At 68.7% G+C, this 22,547-nt stretch carries 19 protein-coding genes; 12 read left to right on the forward strand and 7 right to left on the reverse strand.

Translation table 11 applies throughout. The features are described from left to right. The first annotated feature begins 86 nt into the window (after positions 1-86). From QUE68_RS05110 to QUE68_RS05135, 6 genes are all read left to right on the forward strand, one after another. Positions 87-962, forward strand: a complete 876-nt coding sequence (locus QUE68_RS05110) for a DUF5336 domain-containing protein (RefSeq protein WP_284232865.1) — start codon at positions 87-89, stop codon at positions 960-962. Between the two features lie 61 nt (positions 963-1,023). Continuing rightward, positions 1,024-2,475 carry a cell division protein PerM gene (locus QUE68_RS05115; protein ID WP_284232867.1) on the forward strand — a complete coding sequence of 484 codons (1,452 nt, stop codon included), beginning with the start codon at positions 1,024-1,026 and terminating at the stop codon, positions 2,473-2,475. A 10-nt stretch (positions 2,476-2,485) separates the two neighbouring features. After that, positions 2,486-3,115: a phosphoribosylglycinamide formyltransferase gene (gene purN / locus QUE68_RS05120; RefSeq protein WP_284224904.1), complete on the forward strand. Its 630-nt coding sequence runs from the start codon at positions 2,486-2,488 to the stop codon at positions 3,113-3,115. Next, positions 3,112-4,680, forward strand: coding sequence for a bifunctional phosphoribosylaminoimidazolecarboxamide formyltransferase/IMP cyclohydrolase (purH, locus tag QUE68_RS05125; RefSeq protein WP_284232869.1), 1,569 nt, complete (start codon positions 3,112-3,114; stop codon positions 4,678-4,680). Before purN ends, purH begins: the two co-directional genes overlap by 4 nt. A 148-nt stretch (positions 4,681-4,828) precedes the next feature. Continuing rightward, positions 4,829-6,211: a sigma 54-interacting transcriptional regulator gene (locus QUE68_RS05130; protein WP_284224906.1), complete on the forward strand. Its 1,383-nt coding sequence runs from the start codon at positions 4,829-4,831 to the stop codon at positions 6,209-6,211. Beyond that, positions 6,204-8,180, forward strand: a complete 1,977-nt coding sequence (locus QUE68_RS05135) for a VWA domain-containing protein (RefSeq protein WP_284232871.1) — start codon at positions 6,204-6,206, stop codon at positions 8,178-8,180. Before QUE68_RS05130 ends, QUE68_RS05135 begins: the two co-directional genes overlap by 8 nt. On the opposite strand, the gene QUE68_RS05140 is transcribed toward QUE68_RS05135, so the two are convergent. Genes QUE68_RS05140 through QUE68_RS05170 form a run of 7 tightly spaced genes read right to left on the reverse strand, consistent with a single transcriptional unit; the run spans position 8,177 to position 17,222 of the window. Then, positions 8,177-8,764, reverse strand: coding sequence for a DUF1707 SHOCT-like domain-containing protein (locus QUE68_RS05140; RefSeq protein WP_284224917.1), 588 nt, complete (start codon positions 8,762-8,764; stop codon positions 8,177-8,179). The genes QUE68_RS05135 and QUE68_RS05140 overlap by 4 nt on opposite strands. Before the next feature lie 52 nt (positions 8,765-8,816). Then, on the reverse strand, positions 8,817-9,602 hold the full coding sequence (locus tag QUE68_RS05145; RefSeq protein WP_284232873.1) for an enoyl-CoA hydratase family protein: 786 nt from the start codon (positions 9,600-9,602) through the stop codon (positions 8,817-8,819). A gap of 37 nt (positions 9,603-9,639) precedes the next feature. Beyond that, positions 9,640-10,800, reverse strand: a complete 1,161-nt coding sequence (locus tag QUE68_RS05150) for an acyl-CoA dehydrogenase family protein (RefSeq protein ID WP_284224919.1) — start codon at positions 10,798-10,800, stop codon at positions 9,640-9,642. After that, the gene (locus QUE68_RS05155; protein WP_284232874.1) at positions 10,797-12,821 is read right to left on the reverse strand and encodes an acetyl/propionyl/methylcrotonyl-CoA carboxylase subunit alpha; all 2,025 of its coding nucleotides are present in this window, start codon (positions 12,819-12,821) and stop codon (positions 10,797-10,799) included. The genes QUE68_RS05150 and QUE68_RS05155 overlap by 4 nt, the downstream gene beginning before the upstream one ends. A gap of 8 nt (positions 12,822-12,829) precedes the next feature. Then, positions 12,830-14,425: an acyl-CoA carboxylase subunit beta gene (locus QUE68_RS05160; RefSeq protein WP_284232875.1), complete on the reverse strand. Its 1,596-nt coding sequence runs from the start codon at positions 14,423-14,425 to the stop codon at positions 12,830-12,832. Then, a complete protein-coding gene (locus tag QUE68_RS05165) occupies positions 14,422-15,582 on the reverse strand; it encodes an acyl-CoA dehydrogenase family protein (protein ID WP_286275223.1) in 1,161 nt (386 codons plus the stop codon). The genes QUE68_RS05160 and QUE68_RS05165 overlap by 4 nt, the downstream gene beginning before the upstream one ends. Then, positions 15,579-17,222: an acyclic terpene utilization AtuA family protein gene (locus tag QUE68_RS05170; protein ID WP_286275745.1), complete on the reverse strand. Its 1,644-nt coding sequence runs from the start codon at positions 17,220-17,222 to the stop codon at positions 15,579-15,581. The genes QUE68_RS05165 and QUE68_RS05170 overlap by 4 nt, the downstream gene beginning before the upstream one ends. A 216-nt stretch (positions 17,223-17,438) precedes the next feature. On the opposite strand from QUE68_RS05170, the gene QUE68_RS05175 reads away from it, so the two are divergent. The 6 genes from QUE68_RS05175 (at position 17,439) to QUE68_RS05200 (ending at position 22,425) form a co-directional block, all read left to right on the forward strand. Then, complete coding sequence (locus QUE68_RS05175; protein ID WP_284232877.1) at positions 17,439-17,792, forward strand: hypothetical protein; 354 nt, start codon at positions 17,439-17,441, stop codon at positions 17,790-17,792. A gap of 102 nt (positions 17,793-17,894) precedes the next feature. Continuing rightward, entirely contained in the window at positions 17,895-18,068 is a 174-nt protein-coding gene (rpmF, locus tag QUE68_RS05180) for a 50S ribosomal protein L32 (RefSeq protein ID WP_284232878.1), read from the forward strand. A gap of 101 nt (positions 18,069-18,169) precedes the next feature. Further along, positions 18,170-18,856, forward strand: coding sequence for a response regulator transcription factor (locus tag QUE68_RS05185; protein WP_284232880.1), 687 nt, complete (start codon positions 18,170-18,172; stop codon positions 18,854-18,856). Continuing rightward, entirely contained in the window at positions 18,856-20,376 is a 1,521-nt protein-coding gene (locus QUE68_RS05190; protein ID WP_455012826.1) for a HAMP domain-containing sensor histidine kinase, read from the forward strand. The genes QUE68_RS05185 and QUE68_RS05190 overlap by 1 nt, the downstream gene beginning before the upstream one ends. 148 nt (positions 20,377-20,524) lie before the next feature. Next, the gene (locus QUE68_RS05195) at positions 20,525-21,856 is read left to right on the forward strand and encodes a S1C family serine protease (protein WP_286275224.1); all 1,332 of its coding nucleotides are present in this window, start codon (positions 20,525-20,527) and stop codon (positions 21,854-21,856) included. 29 nt (positions 21,857-21,885) lie between these two features. Further along, a complete protein-coding gene (locus QUE68_RS05200; protein WP_455013396.1) occupies positions 21,886-22,425 on the forward strand; it encodes a MogA/MoaB family molybdenum cofactor biosynthesis protein in 540 nt (179 codons plus the stop codon). The last annotated feature ends 122 nt before the right edge of the window (positions 22,426-22,547 follow it).

The raw sequence follows: 22,547 nt of genomic DNA on the forward strand, positions 1-22,547 counted from the left end.
CGGGCCGGTAGGCACCCGCGCCCGGACCGAGCTCTCAACTCGGTGCGCTAGCGTGGGTGGACGAATCGCCCATCACAGGAGGGGACATGTCGTATCCATCCGGCCAGCCCGGTAACTCCGGCTACCCGTCTGGGCAGCCGCAGTCGCAGTACAACGCAACCACTCAGCAGTTCGGCCAGACGCCGGAGGCTGCCCCCGCGGGGCCGAGCAAGCTTCCGCTGTATCTCGCCGTCGCGGTGGCCGTTCTCGGTTTCGCCACGTATCTGGCCAGCTTCGGCCCGGTGTTCACCATCAACGCGCCGAACCTGCCTGGCTTCGGCCCCATCGGCGGTTCGGTCAGTGCCACGCCCATCGGCATCACCCTGGCCACCGCGGTGGCGTTGACGGCCGGTCTGCTGGCCGCCGTCAGCCTCTTGCCCAAGCAAGGCAGGCATAACGCCTGGGTCGCCGTCCTGTCGGTGCTGGCGTTGCTGATCGTGCTCTCGCAGATCGTCGGTGTGCCCTCGGGTGTGTCCTTCGGTTGGGCGCTCTACCTGCTGATCGCCTTCACGCTGCTGCAGGCGCTCGCCGCCGTCGCCGCGCTGCTGCTGGACGCGGGTGTCATCACCGCGCCGGTGCCGAAGCCGAAGTACGAACAGCAGCCCTACGGCCAATACGGCGCGCCGGGGTCGTACTACGGTCAGCCGCAGCACGGCGGACCGCCGCAGCAGGGCCTGCCGCAGCAGCGCGGCGGTTACCCACAGCAGTACAGCGGCTACCCGGCCGGCCCGTCCACCGGCGGCTTCGGTGCTCAGCCGGCTCAGCAGAGCCCACCGCAGCAGAGTGGACCGCCGACGCCTCCCACGGGTTTCCCGGCCTTCGGTCAGCCGCAGGGCGGGACGGGGTCACAGCCGACGCAGTCCTTCGAAAGTCAGCCACCACAGCAGCAGCCTGCGCCGCAATCGACTCCGCCGCCGTCATAATCTCTAGCGGCGCGCACCCAACCTTCGCGCGGACGAGATCGTGCGAGGAGCGACGCAGCTAGTGGACAACCGGCCAGTCGGCACACGCCAGGCGCGCGACCTGCTCAGGGTCGCGTTCGGGCCGTCGGCCATCGCGCTGGTCGTCATCGCCGCGGTCGTGCTGGTGCAGTTGGTGATCGCCAACAGCGACCTGACCGGTGCGTTGGGCGCGATCGCGAGCATGTGGCTGGGCGTGCACGGGGTGCCGGTGTCCATCGGTGGCGCCGAACTGGGCGTCATGCCCCTGCTGCCGATGTTGGCCATGGTGTGGGGGACCGCCCGCACCACGGCCGCGGCTACCCGGGCCGGTACGTCATGGTTCGTCATCCGGTGGATCGTGGCGTCGGCGCTCGGCGGGCCGCTGCTGATCGCGGCGATCGCGCTGGCCGTGATCCACGATGCGTCCTCGGTGCTGACCGCGCTGCAGACGCCGAGTGCGACGCTGGCGTTCGGCGCCGTACTGGCAGTCCACTTCGCCGGAGCCGTGATCGGCGTCGGCACCAGGGTGTCCCGGCGGCTGCGGACCATGCCGCACGTGCCCGGCTGGCTACCCGACGCCTTCCGCGCGGCGTCGGTCGGGGTGCTCGCGCTGTTCGGCCTGTCCGGGGTCATCGCCGCCGGTTCGATGGTGGTGCACTGGGGCACGATGGACTCCCTGTTCGGGATCACCGACTCGGTGTTCGGGCAGTTCAGCCTGACGCTGCTGTCGATGCTGTATGCGCCCAACGTGATCGTCGGCACTGCGGCGGTCGCCGTCGGCTCCAGCGCCCACGTCGGTTTGGCGACCTTCAGTTCCTTCACGGTGCTGGGCGGTGACATCCCCGCCCTCCCGATTCTGGCCGCGGCGCCGAGCCCGCCGCTGGGACCGATCTGGGTGGCATTGCTGATCGCGGCGGCGGCGGCGGCCGTGGCGGTGGGCCAGCAGTGTGCCCGGCGGGCGGTGCCGTTGGCGTCGGCGGCGGCCAAACTGGTGACCGCCTCGGCGATCGCCGCGGTCGTGATGGCGCTGCTCGGCCATGCCGGGGGTGGGCGGCTGGGCAACTTCGGTGACGTCGGTGTCGACCAGACCACGTTCGGGCCCGCGGTATTCATCTGGTTCGTCGCGGTCGGCGGTCTGACCGTCGTGATGAGTGGCGGCATCGGCCGTCGGCCCAAGACCCGGGTGGCCCCCGCCGCTTCCGCTCCCGCCACGCCACCGGAGCCGGAGCCAGAGCCACCAGAGCCGCAGCCCGGGGCGTCGGTGCCGGACGTCGAGCCGCCCATCGAAGAAGTGGACGAAGAAGAGGAGATCGTGGCCGAGATCGTCGTCGACGAGCCGGCGGAGTTCGCGCCGGCCTTCGACGAACCGACGGCCCATCCCGCGCCCGCTCGGACACCCCCGCCGGACGTCTTCGACTTCGACGACGACCCCGAGGCGCACTTCTTCGCCGATGACGACGCAGGCAGCGACGAGCCGCAGCGCCCGTCCGATTAGGCTGCATCGCGTGCCGCCCCCGCTTCGTGTGCCCGCCAGTGCGCCGGCACGCCTGGTCGTCCTGGCGTCGGGCACGGGCTCACTGCTGGAATCGCTGCTCGAAGCGGCCGTCGGCGACTACCCCGCGCGTGTGGTCGCGGTCGGGACCGATCGTGACTGCCGGGCCCTCGAGGTCGCCGCAGCCGCGTCGCTGCCCAGCTACACGGTCCGGCTCGGTGACCATGCCGACCGACAGGCGTGGGATGCCGCGATCACCGAGGCGACGGCGGCGCACCAACCCGATCTCGTGGTGTCGGCCGGGTTCATGAAGATCCTTGGCCCGCAATTCCTCTCGCGCTTCCTCGGTCGGGTCGTCAACACGCATCCGGCGCTGCTGCCCGCCTTCCCCGGTGCGCACGCCGTGCCCGACTCACTGGCCTATGGCGTCCGCGTCACCGGCTGTACGGTGCACCTCGTCGACGCGGGGATGGACACCGGGCCGATCCTGGCGCAGGAGGCGGTGTCGGTGCTCGACGGCGACGACGAGGCCGCCCTGCACGAGCGGATCAAGGTCGTCGAGCGACGGCTGCTGGTGGAGGTACTCGCCGCGATGGCAACTCGCGGTGTGACGTGGACGGGACGAAAGGCAGCGATCGGATGAGCGACGAAGGCAGGCGGGCGATTCGGCGCGCGTTGATCAGCGTGTACGACAAGACGGGACTCGCGGAGTTGGCGCGTGGCCTGCACGACGCCGGCGTCGCGATCGTCTCGACCGGCTCCACCGCGAAGACCATTGCGGCCAGCGGTGTTCCGGTCACACCGGTCGAGGACGTCACCGGTTTCCCCGAGGTGCTCGATGGCCGCGTGAAGACCCTGCATCCGCGGGTGCACGCCGGGCTGCTGGCCGACACCCGCAAGCCCGAACACCTCGCCGCGCTCGACGAGCTCGGCGTCGCCGCCTTCGAGCTGGTGGTCGTCAACCTCTACCCGTTCACCGAGACCGTCGAATCCGGTGCCAACGAGGACGAGTGCGTCGAGCAGATCGACATAGGCGGCCCGTCGATGGTGCGTGCGGCCGCGAAGAACCATCCCAGTGTGGCGGTGGTCGTCGAGCCCCTGGGGTATGACGGTGTGCTCGCCGCTGTCCGGGCCGGCGGGTTCACGCTGGCCCAGCGGAAGCGGTTGGCGTCCTTGGCCTTTCGCCACACCGCCGAGTACGACGTCGCGGTCGCCAGCTGGATGGGTTCGACGCTGGCCCCCGAGTCCGACGCCGCCGGCCCCCCGGAGTGGTTCGGCGGGACCTGGAAGCGGGCGGCGGTGCTGCGCTACGGCGAGAACCCGCATCAGTCGGCGGCGCTCTACCGCGATGACTCGTCGTGGCCCGGCCTGGCGCAGGCGGAGCAGTTGCATGGCAAGGAGATGTCCTACAACAACTACACCGATGCCGACGCGGCCTGGCGCGCGGCGTTCGACTACGAGCAGACCTGCGTGGCGATCATCAAGCACGCCAACCCCTGCGGCATCGCCGTGTCGTCGACATCGGTCGCCGACGCTCACCGCAAGGCACACGAGTGCGATCCGCTCAGTGCGTTCGGTGGCGTGATCGCCGCCAACACGACAGTCAGCGTGGAGATGGCGGAAACGGTCGCCGACATCTTCACCGAGGTCATCATCGCGCCGGCGTACGAACCGGGTGCAGTCGAGATCCTGGCCCGCAAGAAGAACGTCCGCGTGCTGGTGGCATCCCAGCCGACGATCGGCGGCTCGGAGTTTCGTCAGGTCAGCGGAGGCCTGCTGGTGCAGCAGCGAGACGCGCTCGATGCGCCGGGTGACGACCCCGCCACCTGGACGCTCGCGACCGGGACACCCGCCGACCCCGACACCCTCGCCGACCTGGTCTTCGCCTGGCGCGCCTGCCGGGCGGTGAAGTCGAACGCCATCGTCGTCGCCAAGAACGGTGCGACTGTCGGCGTGGGAATGGGGCAGGTCAACCGGGTGGATGCCGCGCGGCTGGCCGTCGAGCGGGCCGGCGATCGCGTCCGTGGTGCCGTCGCGTCCTCGGATGCCTTCTTCCCGTTCCCCGACGGCCTCGAGGTGCTCACCGCCGCGGGTGTGAAGGCGATCGTCCATCCCGGCGGCTCGATGCGCGACGACGTCGTGACCCAGGCCGCCGAGGCCGCCGGCATCGCGCTGTACCTGACGGGGGCACGGCACTTCGCGCACTAGCCCGTGCCCGCGAGTGGCCAGTTGTCGCACGCAAAGCGCCCGAAGACGTGCGATATGTGGCCACTCGGCGAGGGCCGTCACGACGTCGTAATTTCGCTCTAAGCAGGTAGCCGCTGCCTCTCGCCGCCAACAGTCGTAGCGTGGAGTAGTGACATCACCTAACGATCTTCCCCGCACTCTCGGCGAGCTGCGCGCCTCCGGGCATCGCGAACGGGGCGTGAAGACCGAAATCCGGGAGAACCTGCTGACCGCGCTCGGCGAGGGCCGTGACGTGTGGACCGGCATCCTGGGCTTCGAGGACACCGTCATCCCGCAGTTGGAGCGCGCGCTGATCGCCGAACACGACGTGGTGCTGCTCGGCGAGCGGGGTCAGGGCAAGACCCGTCTGCTGCGATCGCTGACGAACCTGCTCGACGAGTGGACGCCCGTCATCGAGGGATCCGAACTCCACGAACACCCGTACACGCCGATAACCCCGGAGTCGATCCGTCGGGCGGCGTCCTCCGGCGACGACCTGCCCATCGGGTGGCTGCATCGCAGCGAGCGCTACACCGAGAAGCTGGCCACCCCCGACACCAGCGTCGCCGACCTGGTCGGCGACATCGACCCCATCAAGGTGGCCGAGGGCCGCAGCCTCGGCGATCCGGAGACCATCGCGTTCGGTCTGATCCCGCGGGCGCACCGCGGCATCGTCGCGATCAACGAGCTGCCCGACCTCGCCGAGCGCATCCAGGTGTCGATGCTCAACGTCATGGAGGAGCGCGACATCCAGGTCCGCGGCTACACCCTGCGGCTGCCGCTCGACGTTCTCGTCGTCGCCAGCGCCAACCCCGAGGACTACACCAACCGCGGTCGCATCATCACGCCGCTCAAGGACCGGTTCGGCGCCGAGATCCGGACGCACTATCCGCTGGCGCTCGAGGCGGAGGTCGGGGTCATCAAGCAGGAGTCCCACCTCCCCGCGGCGGTGCCGGACTACCTGCTGCAGATCCTGGCCCGCTTCGCCCGCGCGCTTCGTGAGTCGCAGTCGGTCGACCAGCGCTCCGGGGTGTCGGCGCGGTTTGCGATCGCGGCGGCCGAGACGGTCGCCGCCGCTGCCACCCACCGCTCGGCGATCCTCGGCGAGCAGGATCCCGTCGCGCGGGTGGTCGATCTGGGCACCATCATCGACGTGCTGCGCGGCAAACTGGAGTTCGAGTCCGGCGAGGAGGGGCGTGAGCAGGCGGTGCTCGAACACCTGCTGCGGCGGGCGACGGCCGACACGGCGCAACGGCTGCTCGGCGGACTGGACGTGGGTCCGTTGGTCACCGCGGTCGAGCAGGGCGCCCCGGTCACGACGGGTGAGCGCGTGTCGGCCAAGGACGTCCTGGCCGCGCTGCCGGACCTGCCGGTCGTCGACGCCGTCGCCGAACGCCTCGGCGCGCAGTCCGACGGTGAACGTGCCGCAGCCCTGGAGTTAGCGCTCGAGGCGCTGTATCTGGCGAAGCGCATCGACAAGGTCTCCGGCGAGGGTGAAACCATCTATGGCTAGAAACACGTCGCGCTACTCGCGATACACGGGCGGGCCCGACCCGCTCGCGCCGCCGGTCGACCTGCGCGACGCGCTCGCGCAGATCGGGCAGGACGTCATGGAGGGCAGCTCACCGCGACGTGCGCTCTCCGAGCTGATGCGCCGCGGTACCGAGAACATGCGCGGCGCCGACCGGCTGGCCGCCGAGGCCAATCGCAAGCGACGAGAACTGTTGGAGCGCAACAATCTCGACGGCACGCTGCAGGAGATCAAGAAGCTGCTCGACGAGGCGGTGCTGGCCGAACGCAAAGAGCTCGCCCGCGCGCTCGATGATGACGCCCGCTTCAACGAGCTGCAACTCGAGGCCTTGCCGCCGTCACCCGCGAAGGCCGTTCAGGAACTGTCTGAGTACGACTGGCGCAGCGACGAGGCGCGGCAGAAGTACGAGCAGATCAAGGACCTCATGGGTCGCGAGATGCTCGACCAGCGTTTCGCGGGTATGAAGGAGGCCCTCGAGAACGCCACCGACGAGGATCGGAAGCGCGTCAACGACATGCTCGACGACCTGAACGAGTTGCTCGACAAGCACGCCGGTGGGCAGGACACGCCCGAAGACTTTCAAGACTTCATGGACAAGCACGGCGAGTTCTTTCCGGAGAATCCGAAGAACATCGACGAGCTTCTCGATTCGCTGGCCAAGCGCGCGGCCGCCGCACAACGGTTCCGAAACAGCCTGTCCGCCGACCAGCGTGCCGAACTGGATGCGTTGTCGCAGCAGGCCTTTGGCTCACCGTCGCTGACCAATGCCCTGAACAAACTGGACCAGCACCTGCAGAACGCCAGGCCCGGCGAGGACTGGGACGGCTCCGAGCGGTTCAACGGTGACAACCCGATGGGCATGGGGGAGGGCGCGCAGGCGCTCGCCGACATCGGGGAGCTCGAGCAGCTCGCCGAGCAGCTGAGCCAGAGCTACGCCGGCGCCCAGATGGACGACGTCGATCTCGACATGCTGGCCCGCCAGCTCGGCGATCAGGCTGCGGTCGACGCCCGCACGCTGTCCGAACTCGAACGCGCGCTGATGAATCAGGGATTCCTCGATCGTGACGCCGACGGTCAGTGGCGACTGTCACCCAAGGCCATGCGGCAACTGGGCCAAATGATCCTTCGCGATGTGGCGCAACAGCTTTCGGGCCGCCACGGTGAACGCGACACCCGTCGCGCCGGTGCGGCCGGTGAACTGACGGGTGCCACCAGGCCGTGGCAGTTCGGCGATACCGAGCCGTGGAACGTCACGCGCACGTTGACCAATGCGGTACTGCGCCAAGCCGGTACGGGCGTCGCGGAGCTGCCGATGCGGATCACCGTCGACGACGTCGAGATCTCCGAGACCGAGCAGCGAACCCAGTCCGTGGTGGCGCTGCTGGTCGATACGTCGTTCTCGATGGTGATGGAGAACCGCTGGCTGCCCATGAAGCGCACCGCGCTGGCGTTGCACCAGCTCATCAGCACGCGGTTCCGCTCCGACGATCTGCAGATCATCGCGTTCGGCCGGTACGCGCGCACGGTCAGCGCCGCCGAGCTGACCGGGCTGGAGGGTGTGTACGAGCAGGGCACCAACCTGCACCACGCGTTGGCGCTGGCATCGCGGCACCTGCGTCGGCACCCCAATGCGCAACCGGTGGTCCTCGTCGTCACCGACGGTGAGCCGACGGCCCACCTAGAGGACTACGGGCGTGACGAGGGCGGTACTTCCGTGTTCTTCGATTACCCGCCGCACCCGCGCACCATCGCCCACACGGTTAAGGGTTTCGACGAGATCGCCCGCCTTGGGGCGCAGGTGACGATCTTCCGGCTCGGCAGTGATCCGGGTCTGGCGCGCTTCATCGATCAGGTGGCGCGACGGGTGGAGGGACGGGTCGTCGTGCCCGACCTCGACGGGTTGGGGGCCGCCGTCGTTGGCGACTACCTACGCTCGCGTCGCAGGCGTTAGTCCTCCGGCGGGGCCTTGCGCTTCTTGCGGCGCACGCCGACGCTGCCCCAGAGCGAGAACCCGCGGATCGTGATGTGCGGCGCGCCGGGGGAGCCCTCTTCGCCGACGTGGTCGAAGGAGCCCATGACGCCGATGCCGTGGACGTCGACGTTCACCTCCGGCGGCAGCAGGATGGTCTGGCCGCCGAAGATCGAGTACGAGTGAATCTCGACGTCGGTCGCCGTGAAATCGGCGTAGCGGAGATCGATCACACCGCCGCCGAAGACCGCCACCGACGTCAGTCGCTTCGGCACGTTCCAGCGGCCGCGTCGCTCGAAACCGCTCATGATGGCCAGCAGGAGGGTCGACGGCGCGGGGACCCCGGGGCCGATCACGGGTGCCGTGGTGGCTATCCCGGGGAGGTCGGCACTGAGCCGATCCAGCTCGTCGATCGTCTGAGCGGCGTACGCCTTCTTGAGGCGCTCCTCGTACTCATCGATGTCGAGACGACCCTGGGCGGCGGCATCAGTCAGCAACTGCGCCACCGCAATGCGATCGGTGTCGGCAGCTCGCATCGATCCGGATCGCGACGCTCCATTGCTCATTGCCGTCGAGCCTACGGCGAACGCCCAGACATGCAAGGTGCTTACCAAGAAGTCATAAAAGGGTCCTCGCGCCGCCTTCGGTCACCCATCGCGGCGGGCGCTTCTCCAGGAAGGCCGTCATCCCCTCCCGGGCCTCGTCGGAGACGAACAACTGGGCCGACTGCATCGTCAGCGCCTCGGCGTCGGCGTCGAACCTCGCCAGCACCGCCGCCGTCGTCAGCGCTTTCGACGCGGCCAGACCCTGCGGTGAACCCTTCGCGATCTCGGTCACCAGCGAGGCCACGGTCGCGTCCAAGTCGTCGGCCGCGGTGGTGATCAGCCCGATGGTCTGGGCCTCCACGGCGCCGAACTTCTCGCCGGTGACGAAGTAGCGCCCCGCCGCGCGGGCCGACATCTTGGGCAACAGCGTCAACGAGATGATCGACGGCGCCACCCCGATGCGCGCCTCGGTGAGCGCGAAGGTGCTCGACGGACCCGCGACGACGATGTCGCAGGCGCCGATCAGACCGAGGCCGCCTGCCCGCACGTGACCGTCCACAGCCCCGATGACGGGCATCGGTGAGGCGACGATGGCGCGTAGCAGCCCGGTCATCTCGCGAGCCCTGTCCAACGCCAGCTGGCCGGGGTCGCCGCCCGCTGCCTCGCTCAAGTCGGCGCCCGCGCAGAAGGTGCCGCCGCTGTGGCCGAGCACCACGCATCGCACGTGGGGATCGGCCTGTGCAGCGGCGAGGCCGTCGTGCAGCTGTCGCACCAGCGCCGTCGACAGCGCATTGCGATTGTGCGGTGAGTCCAGCGTCAGGCGGGCGACCGCGCCGTCGACCGCGTAGGTGACGAGCATCAGTACCTCCCCTTGTCGCTTCGCTCCTGCCCGCCGATCAGTACGACCGGGGCAGGCCCAGCGACGTCTGCGCGATGAAGTTCAGGATCATCTCGCGGCTGACCGGAGCGATGCGCGCCAGCCGCGACGCCGTGAGCACCGACGCGATGCCGTACTCCTTGGTCAGCCCATTGCCGCCGAGGGACTGCACGGCCTGGTCCACGGCACGCACCGAGGCTTCGCCCGCCGCATACTTGGCCATGTTCGCTGCCTCGGCGGCACCGAAGTCGTCACCGGCGTCGTAGAGGGTGGCGGCCTTCTGCATCATCAGCTTGGCCAGTTCGATCTCGATGTAGTTCTGCGCCAGCGGGTGCGAGATGCCCTGGTGCGCGCCGATCGGGGTCTTCCACACCTGGCGGGTCTTGACGTAGTCCGCGGCCTTATTTAGCGCGAAGCGACCCATCCCGACCGCGCTCGCGGCGCCCATGATGCGCTCGGGGTTGAGGCCGGCGAAGAGCTGCGCGATCGCGGCGTCCTCCGCGCCGACCAGGGCGTCGGCGGGCAGGCGCACCTCGTCGAAGAACAGCTGAAACTGGTTCTCCGGGCTGACGATCTCCATGTCGATCTTCGTCCACGACATGCCGGGCGTGTCGGTCGGGACGATGAACAGCGCGGGCTTGAGGTTGCCCGTCTTGGCTTCGGCCATCCGACTCACGACGAGCACCGCCTGCGCCTGATCGACACCGGAGATGTACACCTTCTGCCCCGACAGGATCCAGTCGTCACCGTCGCGGCGGGCCGTGGTGGTGATCCGGTGCGAGTTCGAGCCGGCGTCGGGTTCGGTAATGGCGAAGGCCATCGTGATCGATCCGTCGGCGATACCGGGAATCCAGCGCTTCTTCTGCGCTGGCGTGCCGAACTTGCCGATGATGGTGCCGTTGATGGCGGGGGACACGACCATCATCAACAGCGCGCAGCCGTTCGCCGACATCTCCTCCATGACCAGTGCCAGCTCGTACATGCCCGCACCGCCGCCGCCGTACTCCTCGGGAAGGTTCACCCCGATGAAGCCGAGTTTGCCTGCTTCGCTCCATAATTCGGTGGTGTGCCCACCGGACCGGGCCTTCTCCAGGTAGTAGTCCGGTCCATAGCTGGCGGCCATGGCCGCGACGGCCTTGCGCAGTTCCTGCTGCTCGTCGGTCTCGATGAAGCTCATCATTCTCCTTCGGGTTTTTCGATGCGGGCCATGACGAAGCCGACGTCGACCTGTTGGCCGGCCGTCACGTTGAGCTCGGCGAGCACGCCGTCGGTGGGGGCGGCGATGGTGTGCTCCATCTTCATGGCCTCCAACCAAATCAGTGCCTGACCGGTCGTGACGCGGTCGCCGACCGATGCCGCGATCGTGGTGACCGCACCCGGCATCGGGGCCAGGAGCGAGCCCTGCGCGACGGCCGAATCGGGATCGGGGAAGCGGGGTATCGCCCTGAGGCGAACGGGCCCGAGCGGTGAGTCGACGAACACGTCGTCGCCGTAGCGGGCGACGTCGAACGGCCGTTCCACCCCGTCGGTCGCCAGGACCACGCTCGTCGGCGTCGACGACACCAGGGTCACGACGTCCGCTCCGTCGAGTTCGAGGCCGCCGCGGCCGATGCGGTATCGCACCGCGTGCTCCTCGCCCCCGGCGTCCAGGTAGACCTTGGTCTGGAAGCCTGACGCGAGATTGCGCCAACCGCTGGGAAGTTGACCGAGAACGGTTGCCGCCCTGCGGTTCTCGGATGCGTCGGCCAGGGCGGCGGCCACCGCCGACAGCGCGGGCGCCGAGGGATCGGCCAACGGCGCGGCCAGTACGTCCAGCCCGTGAGTATCGAAGAACGCGGTGTCGGTGGCACCGTCGAGGAACGCCGGGTGCCGCAGCACGTTCACCAGCAGATCGCGATTGGTCGTGATCCCGTGCAGACGAGTGCGGCTCAACGCGTCGGCCAGGAGGCTCGCTGCCTGGCGCCGCGTCGGGGCGTAGGAGATGACCTTGGCGAGCATGGGGTCGTAGAACACCGACACCGTCGAGCCGTCGACCACCCCGGAGTCGACGCGCACGCCGGTGCGGCCGATCAGGGCGAACCGGGTCGGTGTCGGGGGCACCTCGAAGCGGTGGATGGGCCCGGCCTGGGGCTGCCACCCCTTGGCCGGGTCCTCGGCGTAGAGCCGGGCCTCGATCGAATGCCCGTGCGCGGGTGGCGCTTCCGCATCGAGCCGGCCGCCGTCGGCGACGAGCAGCTGCAGCTCGACGAGATCGAGCCCGGTGGTCTCCTCGGTGACGGGGTGCTCGACCTGCAGACGGGTGTTCATCTCGAGGAAGAAGAAGTCGCCGACGTCATCCGCCATGAACTCGACGGTCCCCGCGCCGGTGTAGCCGATCGCCTCGGCGGCCAGTCGAGCCGCCTCGAAGAGCTTGGCGCGCATCCCCGGGATGCGTTCGACGAGCGGGGACGGGGCTTCCTCGATGATCTTCTGGTGGCGGCGCTGGATGGAGCACTCGCGTTCACCGACCGCCCACACCGTGCCGTGCGCGTCGGCCATCACCTGCACCTCGACGTGATGGCCGGTCGCGAGGTAGCGCTCGCAGAACACCGTCGGATCGCCGAAGGCGGACTGGGCTTCGCGGCGGGCCGCCTCCGCCTGCGTGGGCAGATCGGCGAGTTCGCGAACCACCCGCATGCCACGGCCACCGCCGCCGGCCGACGCCTTGATCAGCACCGGTAGTTGATCGGCGCTCACGGTCTCGGGGTCGAGCTCGTCGAGCACCGGTACGCCCGCCGCGGCCATCATCTTCTTGGCCTCGATCTTGCTGCCCATCGCCTGCACCGCGGCGACCGGCGGGCCGATCCACGTCAACCCGGCAGCGATCACGGCCGCGGCGAATTCGGCGTTCTCGGAGAGGAATCCGTAGCCGGGATGGATCGCGTCGGCACCGGATGCCCGCGCGGCGGCGATCAGCTGCGCGGCGTCGAGATAGCCGTTGCGGCCGTCGAGCCGCACGCGGACGTCGGCCTCGGCGACGTGGGGGGACCCTGCGTCGGGCGCGGTGTACACGGCGACCGTGCCGATGCCGAGGCGCCGGCAGGTGGCGAACACGCGGCGGGCGATCTCACCGCGGTTGGCGACCAGAACTTTGGCGATTTCGGCGCGCTTTCGATCGCTCAGCGACGGTAAGCGCGCCGAAATCGCCGGGGTCGTGGGCATGGGGGCGCTCACATCCGGAAGACGCCGAAGTTCGACGTCCCCTCGATCGGACCGTTGGCGATGGCGGACAGACACAGTCCCAGCACCGTCCGGGTGTCGCGGGGATCGATGACACCGTCATCGAACATGCGGCCAGACAGGAACATCGGCAGCGACTCGGCGTCGATCTGGGCCTCGATCGCGGCGCGGAGTGCGGCGTCGGCATCCTCGTCGACCTGCTGACCGCGGGCCTCGGCGGCGGCGCGGCTGACGATCGAGATGACACCGGCCAGCTGGGTGCCGCCCATGACCGCGGACTTCGCGCTGGGCCAGGCGAACAGGAAGCGCGGGTCGTAGGCACGCCCGCACATGCCGTAGTGGCCCGCGCCGTACGAGGCCCCGAGTAGTAGCGAGATGTGCGGCACGGTGGAGTTGGAAACGGCATTGATCATCATCGAGCCGTGTTTGATCATCCCCCCTTCCTCGTACGCCTTGCCGACCATGTAGCCGGTCGTGTTGTGCAGGAACAACAGTGGCGTATCCGACCGGTTAGCCAGCTGGATGAACTGGGTGGCCTTCTGCGATTCCTCGCTGAACAGCACACCGCGGGCGTTGGCGAGGATGCCGATCTGGTAACCGTGCAGCGTGGCCCAGCCGGTGACCAGTGATCCGCCGTAGAGCGGCTTGAACTCGTCGAACTCGGAGCCGTCGACGATCCGGGCGATCACGTCGCGTGGGTCGAACGGCACGCGGAGGTCGGCGGGCACGATGCCGATCAGCTCGTCGGCGTCGAACAGCGGCTCGCGCACCGGTCCTGGCGCCGGTCCGGCCTTGTGCCAGTTGAGCCGGGCCACGATGCGACGGCCGATGCGGATGGCGTCGAGCTCGTCGAAGGCGAAGTAGTCGGCCAAACCCGAGGTGCGGGCATGCATCTCGGCGCCGCCCAGAGATTCGTCGTCGGATTCCTCGCCAGTGGCCATCTTCACCAACGGCGGCCCGGCGAGGAACACCTTCGACCGTTCCTTGATCATCACCACGTGATCCGACATGCCCGGCACGTAGGCGCCGCCCGCGGTGGAGTTGCCGAACACCAGGGCGATGGTGGGAATGCCCGCGGCCGACAACCGCGTCAAGTCGCGGAACATCTGACCGCCCGGGATGAAGACCTCCTTCTGGGTCGGCAGGTCCGCGCCACCGGATTCGACCAGCGAGATCACGGGCAGCCGGTTCTCGCGGGCGATCTGGTTGGCGCGCAGTATCTTGCGCAGCGTCCACGGATTGCTGGTGCCACCCTTGACGGTCGGGTCGTTCGCGACGATCAGGCATTCCACGCCCTCGACGACGCCGATTCCGGTGACCACGCTGGCGCCGATGTGAAAGTCGCTGCCCCACGCGGCGAGTGGACTCAACTCGAGGAACGGCGCGTCGGGATCGACAAGCAACTCGATGCGTTCGCGGGGCGTCAGCTTGCCGCGGGCGTGATGACGCTCGACGGCCTTGGCGCTACCGCCCGCTAGTGCCTTGGCGTGCTCGGCGTCCAGTTCGGTGAGCTTGACGGCCATGGCCTCGGCGGCCGCGCTGAATGCGGGACCCTTGACGTCGACGAGTGACTTGAGGGCAGTCATGCCTGATATCCCAGCGTCTTGGCGGCCAGACCGGTGAGGATCTCCGTGGTGCCACCGCCGATCCCGAGGATCCGCATGTCGCGGTACTGCCGCTCGACCTCGCTCTCGGCCATGTAGCCCATGCCCCCGAACAGTTGGACTGCCTGGTTGGCGACCCACTCACCCGACTCGACCGCCGTGTTCTTGGCGAAGCAGACCTCGGTGATCAGGTTGGTGTCACCGGCGAGTTGCCGCTCGACCAACGCCCGGGTGTACACCCGCGCCACGTCGACCCGGCGGGCCATCTCGGCCAGGGTGTTCTGTACCTGCTGTCGCGAGATCAGCGGCTTACCAAAGGTTTCCCGGTTGCGACACCATTCGACGGTCAGGTCGAGACAGCGCTGGGCACTGGAGTAGGCCTGGGCGGCGAGCCCGACGCGTTCGCTGACGAAGGCCCCCGCGATCTGCAGGAAGCCGGTGTTCTCCTCGCCGATCAGGTTGGCCGCCGGCACCCGGACGTCGGTGTAGGACAACTCGGCGGTGTCCGACGAACGCCAGCCCATCTTCTCCAGCTTGCGGCTGACTTGCAGTCCAGGTGAGCAGCCGAGGCCGTCTTTTTCCACCACGATCAGCGAGACGCCCCCGGCGCCCGGTCCACCGGTGCGGGCGGCGGTGACCACGTAATCGGCCCGCACCCCGGAGGTGATGTAGGTCTTGGCGCCATTGATGACGTAGTCGTCACCGTCGCGGCGCGCGGTGGTCTTGAGATGCCCGACGTCGGACCCGCCACCGGGCTCGGTGATCGCCAACGAGCCGATCTTCTCCCCGCGCAACGTCGGTCGCACGTAGGTCTCGATCAACCGCTCGTCGCCCGAGGCGGTCATGTGGGGCACCGCGATGCCGCAGGTGAACAGCGAGGCGAACACCCCGCCCGGGGCGCCCGACTGGTGCATCTCCTCGCAGATGACCACGGCGTCGGCACCGTCGCCGCCACCGCCGCCGACGGATTCGGGCATACCCGCCCCGAGCAGGCCCGCCTCGCCGGCCCTGAGGTGAAGCTCGCGAGGTATGTCGCCGGTGCGTTCCCACTCGTCGACGTGCGGAAGGATCTCGCGTTCGGCGAACGTGCGCACCGTCTTTCGCAGCTGATCACGCTCGGGCGTCGTCCAGATGTTCACCACAGCTCCTCCGGGATGTCGAGATGGCGGGCGCGCAGCCACTCGCCGAGCCCCTTGGCCTGGGGGTCGAAGCGGGCCTGATGGGCCACCCCCTTGCCGAGGATGCCCTCGATGACGAAGTTCACGGCGCGCACGTTGGGCAGCAGGTACCTGGTGACCGGCAGATCGGCTGTCTCCGGCAGCATTTCGCGCAGCTTGTCGACGGTGAGCGCGTGGGCGAGCCAGCGCCACTGGTCGTCTGTTCTCACCCACACGCCGACGTTCGCGTTGCCGCCCTTGTCACCGCTGCGGGCACCGGCGACGGTGCCCAGCGGTACTCGTCGGGTCGGTCCCGTGGGCAGGGGTTCCGGCAGGGCGGGCGCGTCGACGGGTTCGAGCACCTTGGTCGCGGTGGCCACGGCGATGTCGCTGCGGGTGCCGTCGGCGTGCACGGCGACGTGCGGCACCGCGCCGGCGTCGACGTAGCCCGCCGTGAACACCCCGTACACCTGACCGTCGCCGGGCGGTGCGGTGGTGGTGAACCCCGGGTAGCTGGCCAGTGCCAATTCGACTGCCGCCGAGGAGAACTGGCGTCCGACGTTGGCGGGGTCGGGATCGCGGACCACGCAGCGCAGCAGGGCGCTGGCGGCCTCCTCGGTGTCGGCGTCGGGGTGATCGGTGCGCGCCAGCGTCCATTCCAGCTCGGCGGGCTTCACCGTCAGGCCGGCTTCGAGCTGTCGTCGCACCAGGTCTGCCTTGGCCTCGATGTCCAAACCGGTCAGCACGAACGTCATCGCGTTGCGGAAGCCGCCGATGGCGTTGAGCGACACCTTGAGCGTCGGCGGCGGCGGTTCGCCTCGCACACCGCTGATGCGCACGCGGTCGGGCCCCACGTCGCTCAGCGTCAGGCTGTCGACGCGCAGGGTGACGTCGGGGTTGGCGTATCGCCCGCCGCCGATCTCGTAGAGCAGCTGTGCAGTGACGGTGTCGGTGCTCACCAGCCCGCCGGTGCCGGGGTGCTTGGTGATGACCGATGACCCGTCGGCGTGGATCTCGGCGATCGGGAACCCGGGATGCAAGAGGTCGGCACCGTTGGCCGCCTCGGTGAAGAACGCGAAGTTACCGCCGGTGGCCTGCGTGCCGCACTCGATGACGTGACCCGCGGCGACGGCACCGGCGAGGGCGTCGTAATCGGTGCGACGCCAGCCGAAGTGGGCCGCGGCGGGTCCCACGATGACCGATGCGTCGGTGACCCGCCCGGTCACGACCACGTCTGCGCCGGCCTCGAGGCAGTCGACGATGCCCCACGCGCCCAGGTAGGCGTTCGCGGCGAGGGGAGTGCCGAGACCCAGCTCGGCGGCGCGAGCCACCAGGTCGTCACCTTCGACGTGGGCGACGTTCACCGCGAGCCCGAGCCGTTCGGCCAGCGCGCGCACGGCCGACGCCAGGCCCGCCGGGTTGAGACCGCCCGCGTTGGCGACGATCTTGACCCCGCGGTCGAGCGCGGTGCCGAGAGACTCCTCCAGCTGAGTGAGGAAGGTCTTGGCGTAGCCGCGTTCCGGGGACTTCGCGCGGTCGCGGGCCAGGATCAACATCGTGAGCTCGGCCAGATAGTCGCCGGTGACGTAGTCGAGCTCGCCGCCGGTGACCATCTCGCGCATGGCGGCGCGTCGGTCACCGTAGAACCCCGAGCAGTTCCCGATCCGAACGGGCTTCACGTCTGGGTGAGCCAAATTCCCCAAGCTCCCATCGCCGTCGACGGTTCAACCAACCGGTAGGCCGGTAGGTTAGCCGGTACCACGGGTCACGCGTCAAGGGGTGCGCAGTGGCCGTCGAAAACACCCAGGCCAGGCACGCCCGCGACCTATAGTCCCCCTATGAACGCTCCCGCCGCCGTGTGGTCCGTCGTTGCCTGTGGAGCGCTTGCCCTCGGCGTCGCGGGGCCGGCATCCGCCGCATCGTCCGGGATGGCTGCCGAGTTCCCGGTGGGTACCTGCATCGACTATCCCAACGATCACCGGGCCTTCCAGAACAGCAATCTGCTCTACGTGACCGCGGTGTCATGCACGGATCCGGGCCGCGACTACCGGGTGACGGCGCAGGTCGCACATGCGAACGAATGCGACCCCGCGACGACCAACTCGATCTACACCACCCGCGACCTCGTCGTGCTGTGCGTCGTGAGTGATCCGGTCGTCACGGTCACCGCACCGGCCGATTTTGGAGGCTGAGCAGCTATCCGGCTATCCTGAGGGGCAATTGCCGACGCCGCCGGGAGACTGGGGTGTGCGCGGCATTCCCAAAGCAAGAATCTCAAGAGGAGAAGCTCCACCATGGCTGTGCCCAAGCGGAGAATGTCGCGGTCGAACACCCGTAGTCGGCGGTCGCAGTGGAAGACCGAGGCCACCGGCCTGGTGAACGTCAATGTCGCAGGTCAGCAGCACAAGGTGCCGCGTCGTCTGCTCAAGGCCGCTCGGCTCGGCCTGATCAACCTCGACCGCCGCTGACCCACTGATCGTTCGGTGCAGGAGCGCCGCGACCGGGGAAATGACCCGGCCGGCGGCGCGCCTCTCAGGCCAGTCTCAGACACTGGGTTGAAACTGTGGCTGTGCGCATACTCGTGGTTGACGACGATCGCGCTGTGCGCGAATCCCTGCGCCGGTCCCTCGCGTTCAACGGTTATACGGTCGATCTAGCGCAGGACGGCCTCGAAGCCTTGGAGATGATCGGCAGCGACCGGCCCGACGCCTTGGTGCTCGACGTCATGATGCCGAGGCTGGACGGCCTGGAAGTTTGCCGTCAGCTGCGCAGCACCGGTGACGACCTGCCCATCCTCGTCCTCACCGCCAGGGACTCCGTCTCCGAGCGGGTCGCGGGGCTCGACGCCGGCGCCGACGACTACCTTCCCAAGCCGTTCGCCCTCGAAGAGCTGCTCGCGCGTATGCGGGCCCTGCTCCGGCGGCGGGTGCTGCCCGACGACCGGGACTCGGCGACCATGACCTTCTCGGATCTGAGCCTCGATCCGGTGACGCGGGAAGTCACCAGGGGGGAACGCCAAATCAGCCTGACGCGGACCGAGTTCGCGCTGCTGGAGATGTTGATCGCCAACCCGCGTCGCGTGCTCACCCGCGGCCGCATCCTCGAGGAAGTGTGGGGATTTGACTTCCCGACGTCCGGCAACGCCCTCGAGGTGTACGTCGGCTATCTGCGCCGCAAGACGGAAGCGGAAGGGGAGCAACGACTCATCCACACCGTCCGCGGCGTCGGCTACGTGCTGCGTGAGACCCCGCCCTGATGGGTTCGGTCAAGTCGCCGTTCTGGTGGCGGTCCCGCGAGCGGCGTTCGGCCGATGTGCGTTCGTTCGTCACCCACGACGCCAGTTCGGTGTCGCTGCGTTGGCGGGTGATGCTGCTGGCCATGTCGATGGTGGCGATGGTCGTCATCCTGATGGCTCTCGCGGTGTACGCGGTGGTGTCGCGGGCCCTCTACAACGACATCGACAACCAACTGCAGATCCGAGCGCGACTGCTCATCGAGAGTGGTCTGCTGGCCGTCGACCCCGGCAAGGCGATCGAGGGCACGGCATACTCCGACGTCAACGCCATGTTCGTGATGCCGGGCCGGTCGATCTACACCGCCAACCAGGAGGGGCAGACACTGCCGCTCGGGGCGCCGGAGAAGGACGTCATCGAGGGAACGCTGCGAATGTCGTTGCGTACCGTCAACTTTCAGCGTGTGTTGGCGGTCCATCTGCCCGACGGTGACTCGTTGCTGATCTCGAAGAGCCTCGACCCCACGGGCAAGGTGATCAAACGGCTGGGCACCATCCTGCTGATCGTCGGCGGCCTGGGCATGGCCGTCGCCGCCATCGCCGGCGGCACCGTCGCCCGCACGGGATTGCGGCCGGTGGCGAGACTGACCGATGCCGCGGAGCGCGTCGCCAGAACCGACGACCTGCGCCCGATCCCCGTGCACGGCAACGACGAACTCGCCCGGCTCACCGAGGCGTTCAACATGATGTTGCGGGCGCTGACCGAGTCGCGGGAGCGTCAGGCCAGGCTCGTCACCGATGCGGGCCACGAACTGCGCACGCCGTTGACCTCGTTGCGCACCAACGTCGAACTGTTGATGGCGTCCATGGTGCCCGGTGCGCCGAGCATTCCCGAGGAGGAGATGGCCGGGCTGCGCACCGACGTGATCGCACAAATCGAGGAACTCTCCACGCTGGTGGGCGACCTGGTGGATCTCACCAGGGACGAAGCCGGTGTCACGATTCACGAGCCGGTCGACCTGTCCGAGGTCGTCGATCGCAGTCTGGAACGAGTTCGGCGGCGCCGTAACGACATCGAATTCGACGTCCACACCATTCGGTGGCAGGTACACGGCGACGAGGCGGGGCTGTCGCGGGCCGTGCTCAACCTCCTCGACAATGCCGCGAAGTGGAGTCCGCCGGGCGGCCGGGTCGCGGTGCGGATGGCGCAGGTCGATCCGCGGCAGGCCCAGCTGGTCGTCTCCGACCTGGGTCCGGGCATCCCGCCCGCCGAACGTCAGCTGGTATTCGAGCGCTTCTACCGGTCGACGTCGGCGCGGGCGATGACGGGTTCCGGGCTGGGTCTGGCGATCGTCAAGCAGGTCGTCGTGAAACACGGTGGCGCACTGTGGATCGACGACACCGTGCCGCGCGGGAACCCGCCGGGGGCGTCGATCCACCTGGTGCTTCCCGGCCGGCTACTGACCGAGCCCGGTGACGACATGGCCACGACACGCCCGGGTGGTGCGGTGGACGCCGTAACCGGGAGCCCCGAGAATGGGTGAACTGGGGTTGAGTCTGCGACAAATCTGGGCAAGTCCCGATTGATCTCTAAGTGGATTCTCAGCCCAACGGGGCACTGTCGAGACCACCGCTTCGTTGTCACGACAGACCGCTGACGCTTACTACTCGAAAGAAGAGCAGCCACTCGCCATGACGAACCACCCGAGGTACTCGCCGCCACCGCCGCCCGGACATCGGCCGGGTGCGCACGAAGGCGCGGTGCCGGGCTACCCCGGCCAGCACCCGACCGGTGCGTCTCCGCAGCAGTCATTCGACTGGCGTTACGCCACGCAACCGCCGCAGTCCTACCGTGGACCGCACGACCCCTACCGCACCGGCGATCCGACGCGGATGATGCCGCCACCGCCGGTGGCTCCCCAAAAGCGTTCCCGCGCAGGACGTTTGACGGTCGGAGCGCTCGCGATCGCCGTGGTGTCCGCTGGCATCGGTGGTGGCGTCGCGACGTTGGTGGAGCCAGGCAGGCCAGCGCTGAGTTCGTCGCTCGGCGGTGCCACACCCAGCGAACCGGCCGCGAGCCTTCCCGCTGGGTCGGTGGAGCAGGTGGCGGCCAAGGTGGTGCCCAGCGTGGTCAAGCTCGAGACCGACATGGGCAGGCAGTCCGAGGAGGGGTCGGGCATCATCCTGTCCAACGACGGTCTCATCCTCACCAACAACCACGTGGTGGCGGCGGCCAACGGCGGTCCCGGGGCGCCCGCCGGAGTGCAGACCAAGGTCACCTTCGCCAATGGCGCGACGACGACCTTCAAGGTGGTGGGCACCGATCCCAGCAGTGACATCGCCGTCGTTCAGGCCGCGGGCGCCACGGGCCTGACCCCCATCACGCTCGGATCGTCGGGCAATCTGCGGGTCGGTCAGGACGTCGTCGCCATCGGCTCACCGTTGGGGCTCGAGGGGACCGTCACGACGGGGATCGTCAGTGCGTTGAACCGGCCGGTCGCCGCGGGTGGTGACGCACAGAACCAGAACACGGTGCTGGACGCCATTCAGACCGACGCCGCGATCAACCCGGGCAACTCGGGTGGGGCGCTGGTGAACATGAACGGCGAACTGGTCGGTGTGAACTCGGCCATCGCGACCCTCGGTGGGGACTCGGGGCAGTCGCAGAGCGGTTCTATCGGGCTCGGCTTCGCCATTCCCGTCGACCAGGCCAAGCGCATCGCCGACGAGCTGATCCAGGGCGGCACCGCATCGCACGCCTCCCTGGGTGTTCAGGTGGGCAACGACGCCGGTGTGGACGGTGCCAAGATCGTCGACGTCACCGCCGATGGGGCAGCAGCGTCGGCGGGCCTGCCCAGCGGTGTCGTCGTCACCAAGGTCGATGACAGGGTGATCGGCAGCGCCGACGCTCTGGTGGCGGCCGTACGCTCCAGGGCCCCTGGTGAGAAGGTCACGCTCACCTACCTCGACACCTCGGGGAAGCCGCAGACGGTGGACGTCACCCTCGGCAAGGCGCAGCAGTGACCGTCGTTTCGGGAGGTCCATTGCTGAGGATGGCCGCGCCGCCGTCGGTGTCGGGATATACGGTGGCATTCATGGAACAGCCAGGGGAATTGGTGGGCCGCGCGCTGGTCGTCGTCGTCGACGACCGGACGGCTCATGGTGATGAAAAGGACCACAATGGCCCGCTGGTCACCGAGTTGTTGGGTGAGGCGGGGTTCGTCGTCGACGGGGTCGTCGTGGTCTCGGCCGACGAAGTCGAGATCCGCAATGCCCTCAACACCGCCGTCATCGGCGGGGTGGATCTGGTGGTCTCCGTGGGAGGCACCGGCGTGACGCCGCGTGACGTCACGCCCGAAGCCACCCGGACGATTCTCGACCGCGAACTCCTCGGTATCTCGGAGGCGCTGCGCGCGTCCGGCCTGTCGGCCGGGATCGTCGACGCCGGTGTCTCGCGAGGGTTGGCCGGCATCTCGGGCAGCACGCTGGTCGTGAACATCGCCGAATCCCGCGGTGCGGTCCGCGACGGCATGGCCACGCTGGGCCCGTTGGCCGTCCAGATCATCGGCCAGTTGTCCAGCCTGGATATCTAGCGTCTTGGTGCCCTCGAAGTGGGCGGGCGACGGCGGGTCGCACGCACCCCGCGAGCTTGCCTTGCCGTCAATCCGGAAGAACCTTCGCCAGATTGTGTTAACGGGGCGTGAACGGCTATCCG

The organism is Mycolicibacterium sp. TUM20985 (genome assembly GCF_030295745.1).
GTDB lineage: Bacteria > Actinomycetota > Actinomycetes > Mycobacteriales > Mycobacteriaceae > Mycobacterium.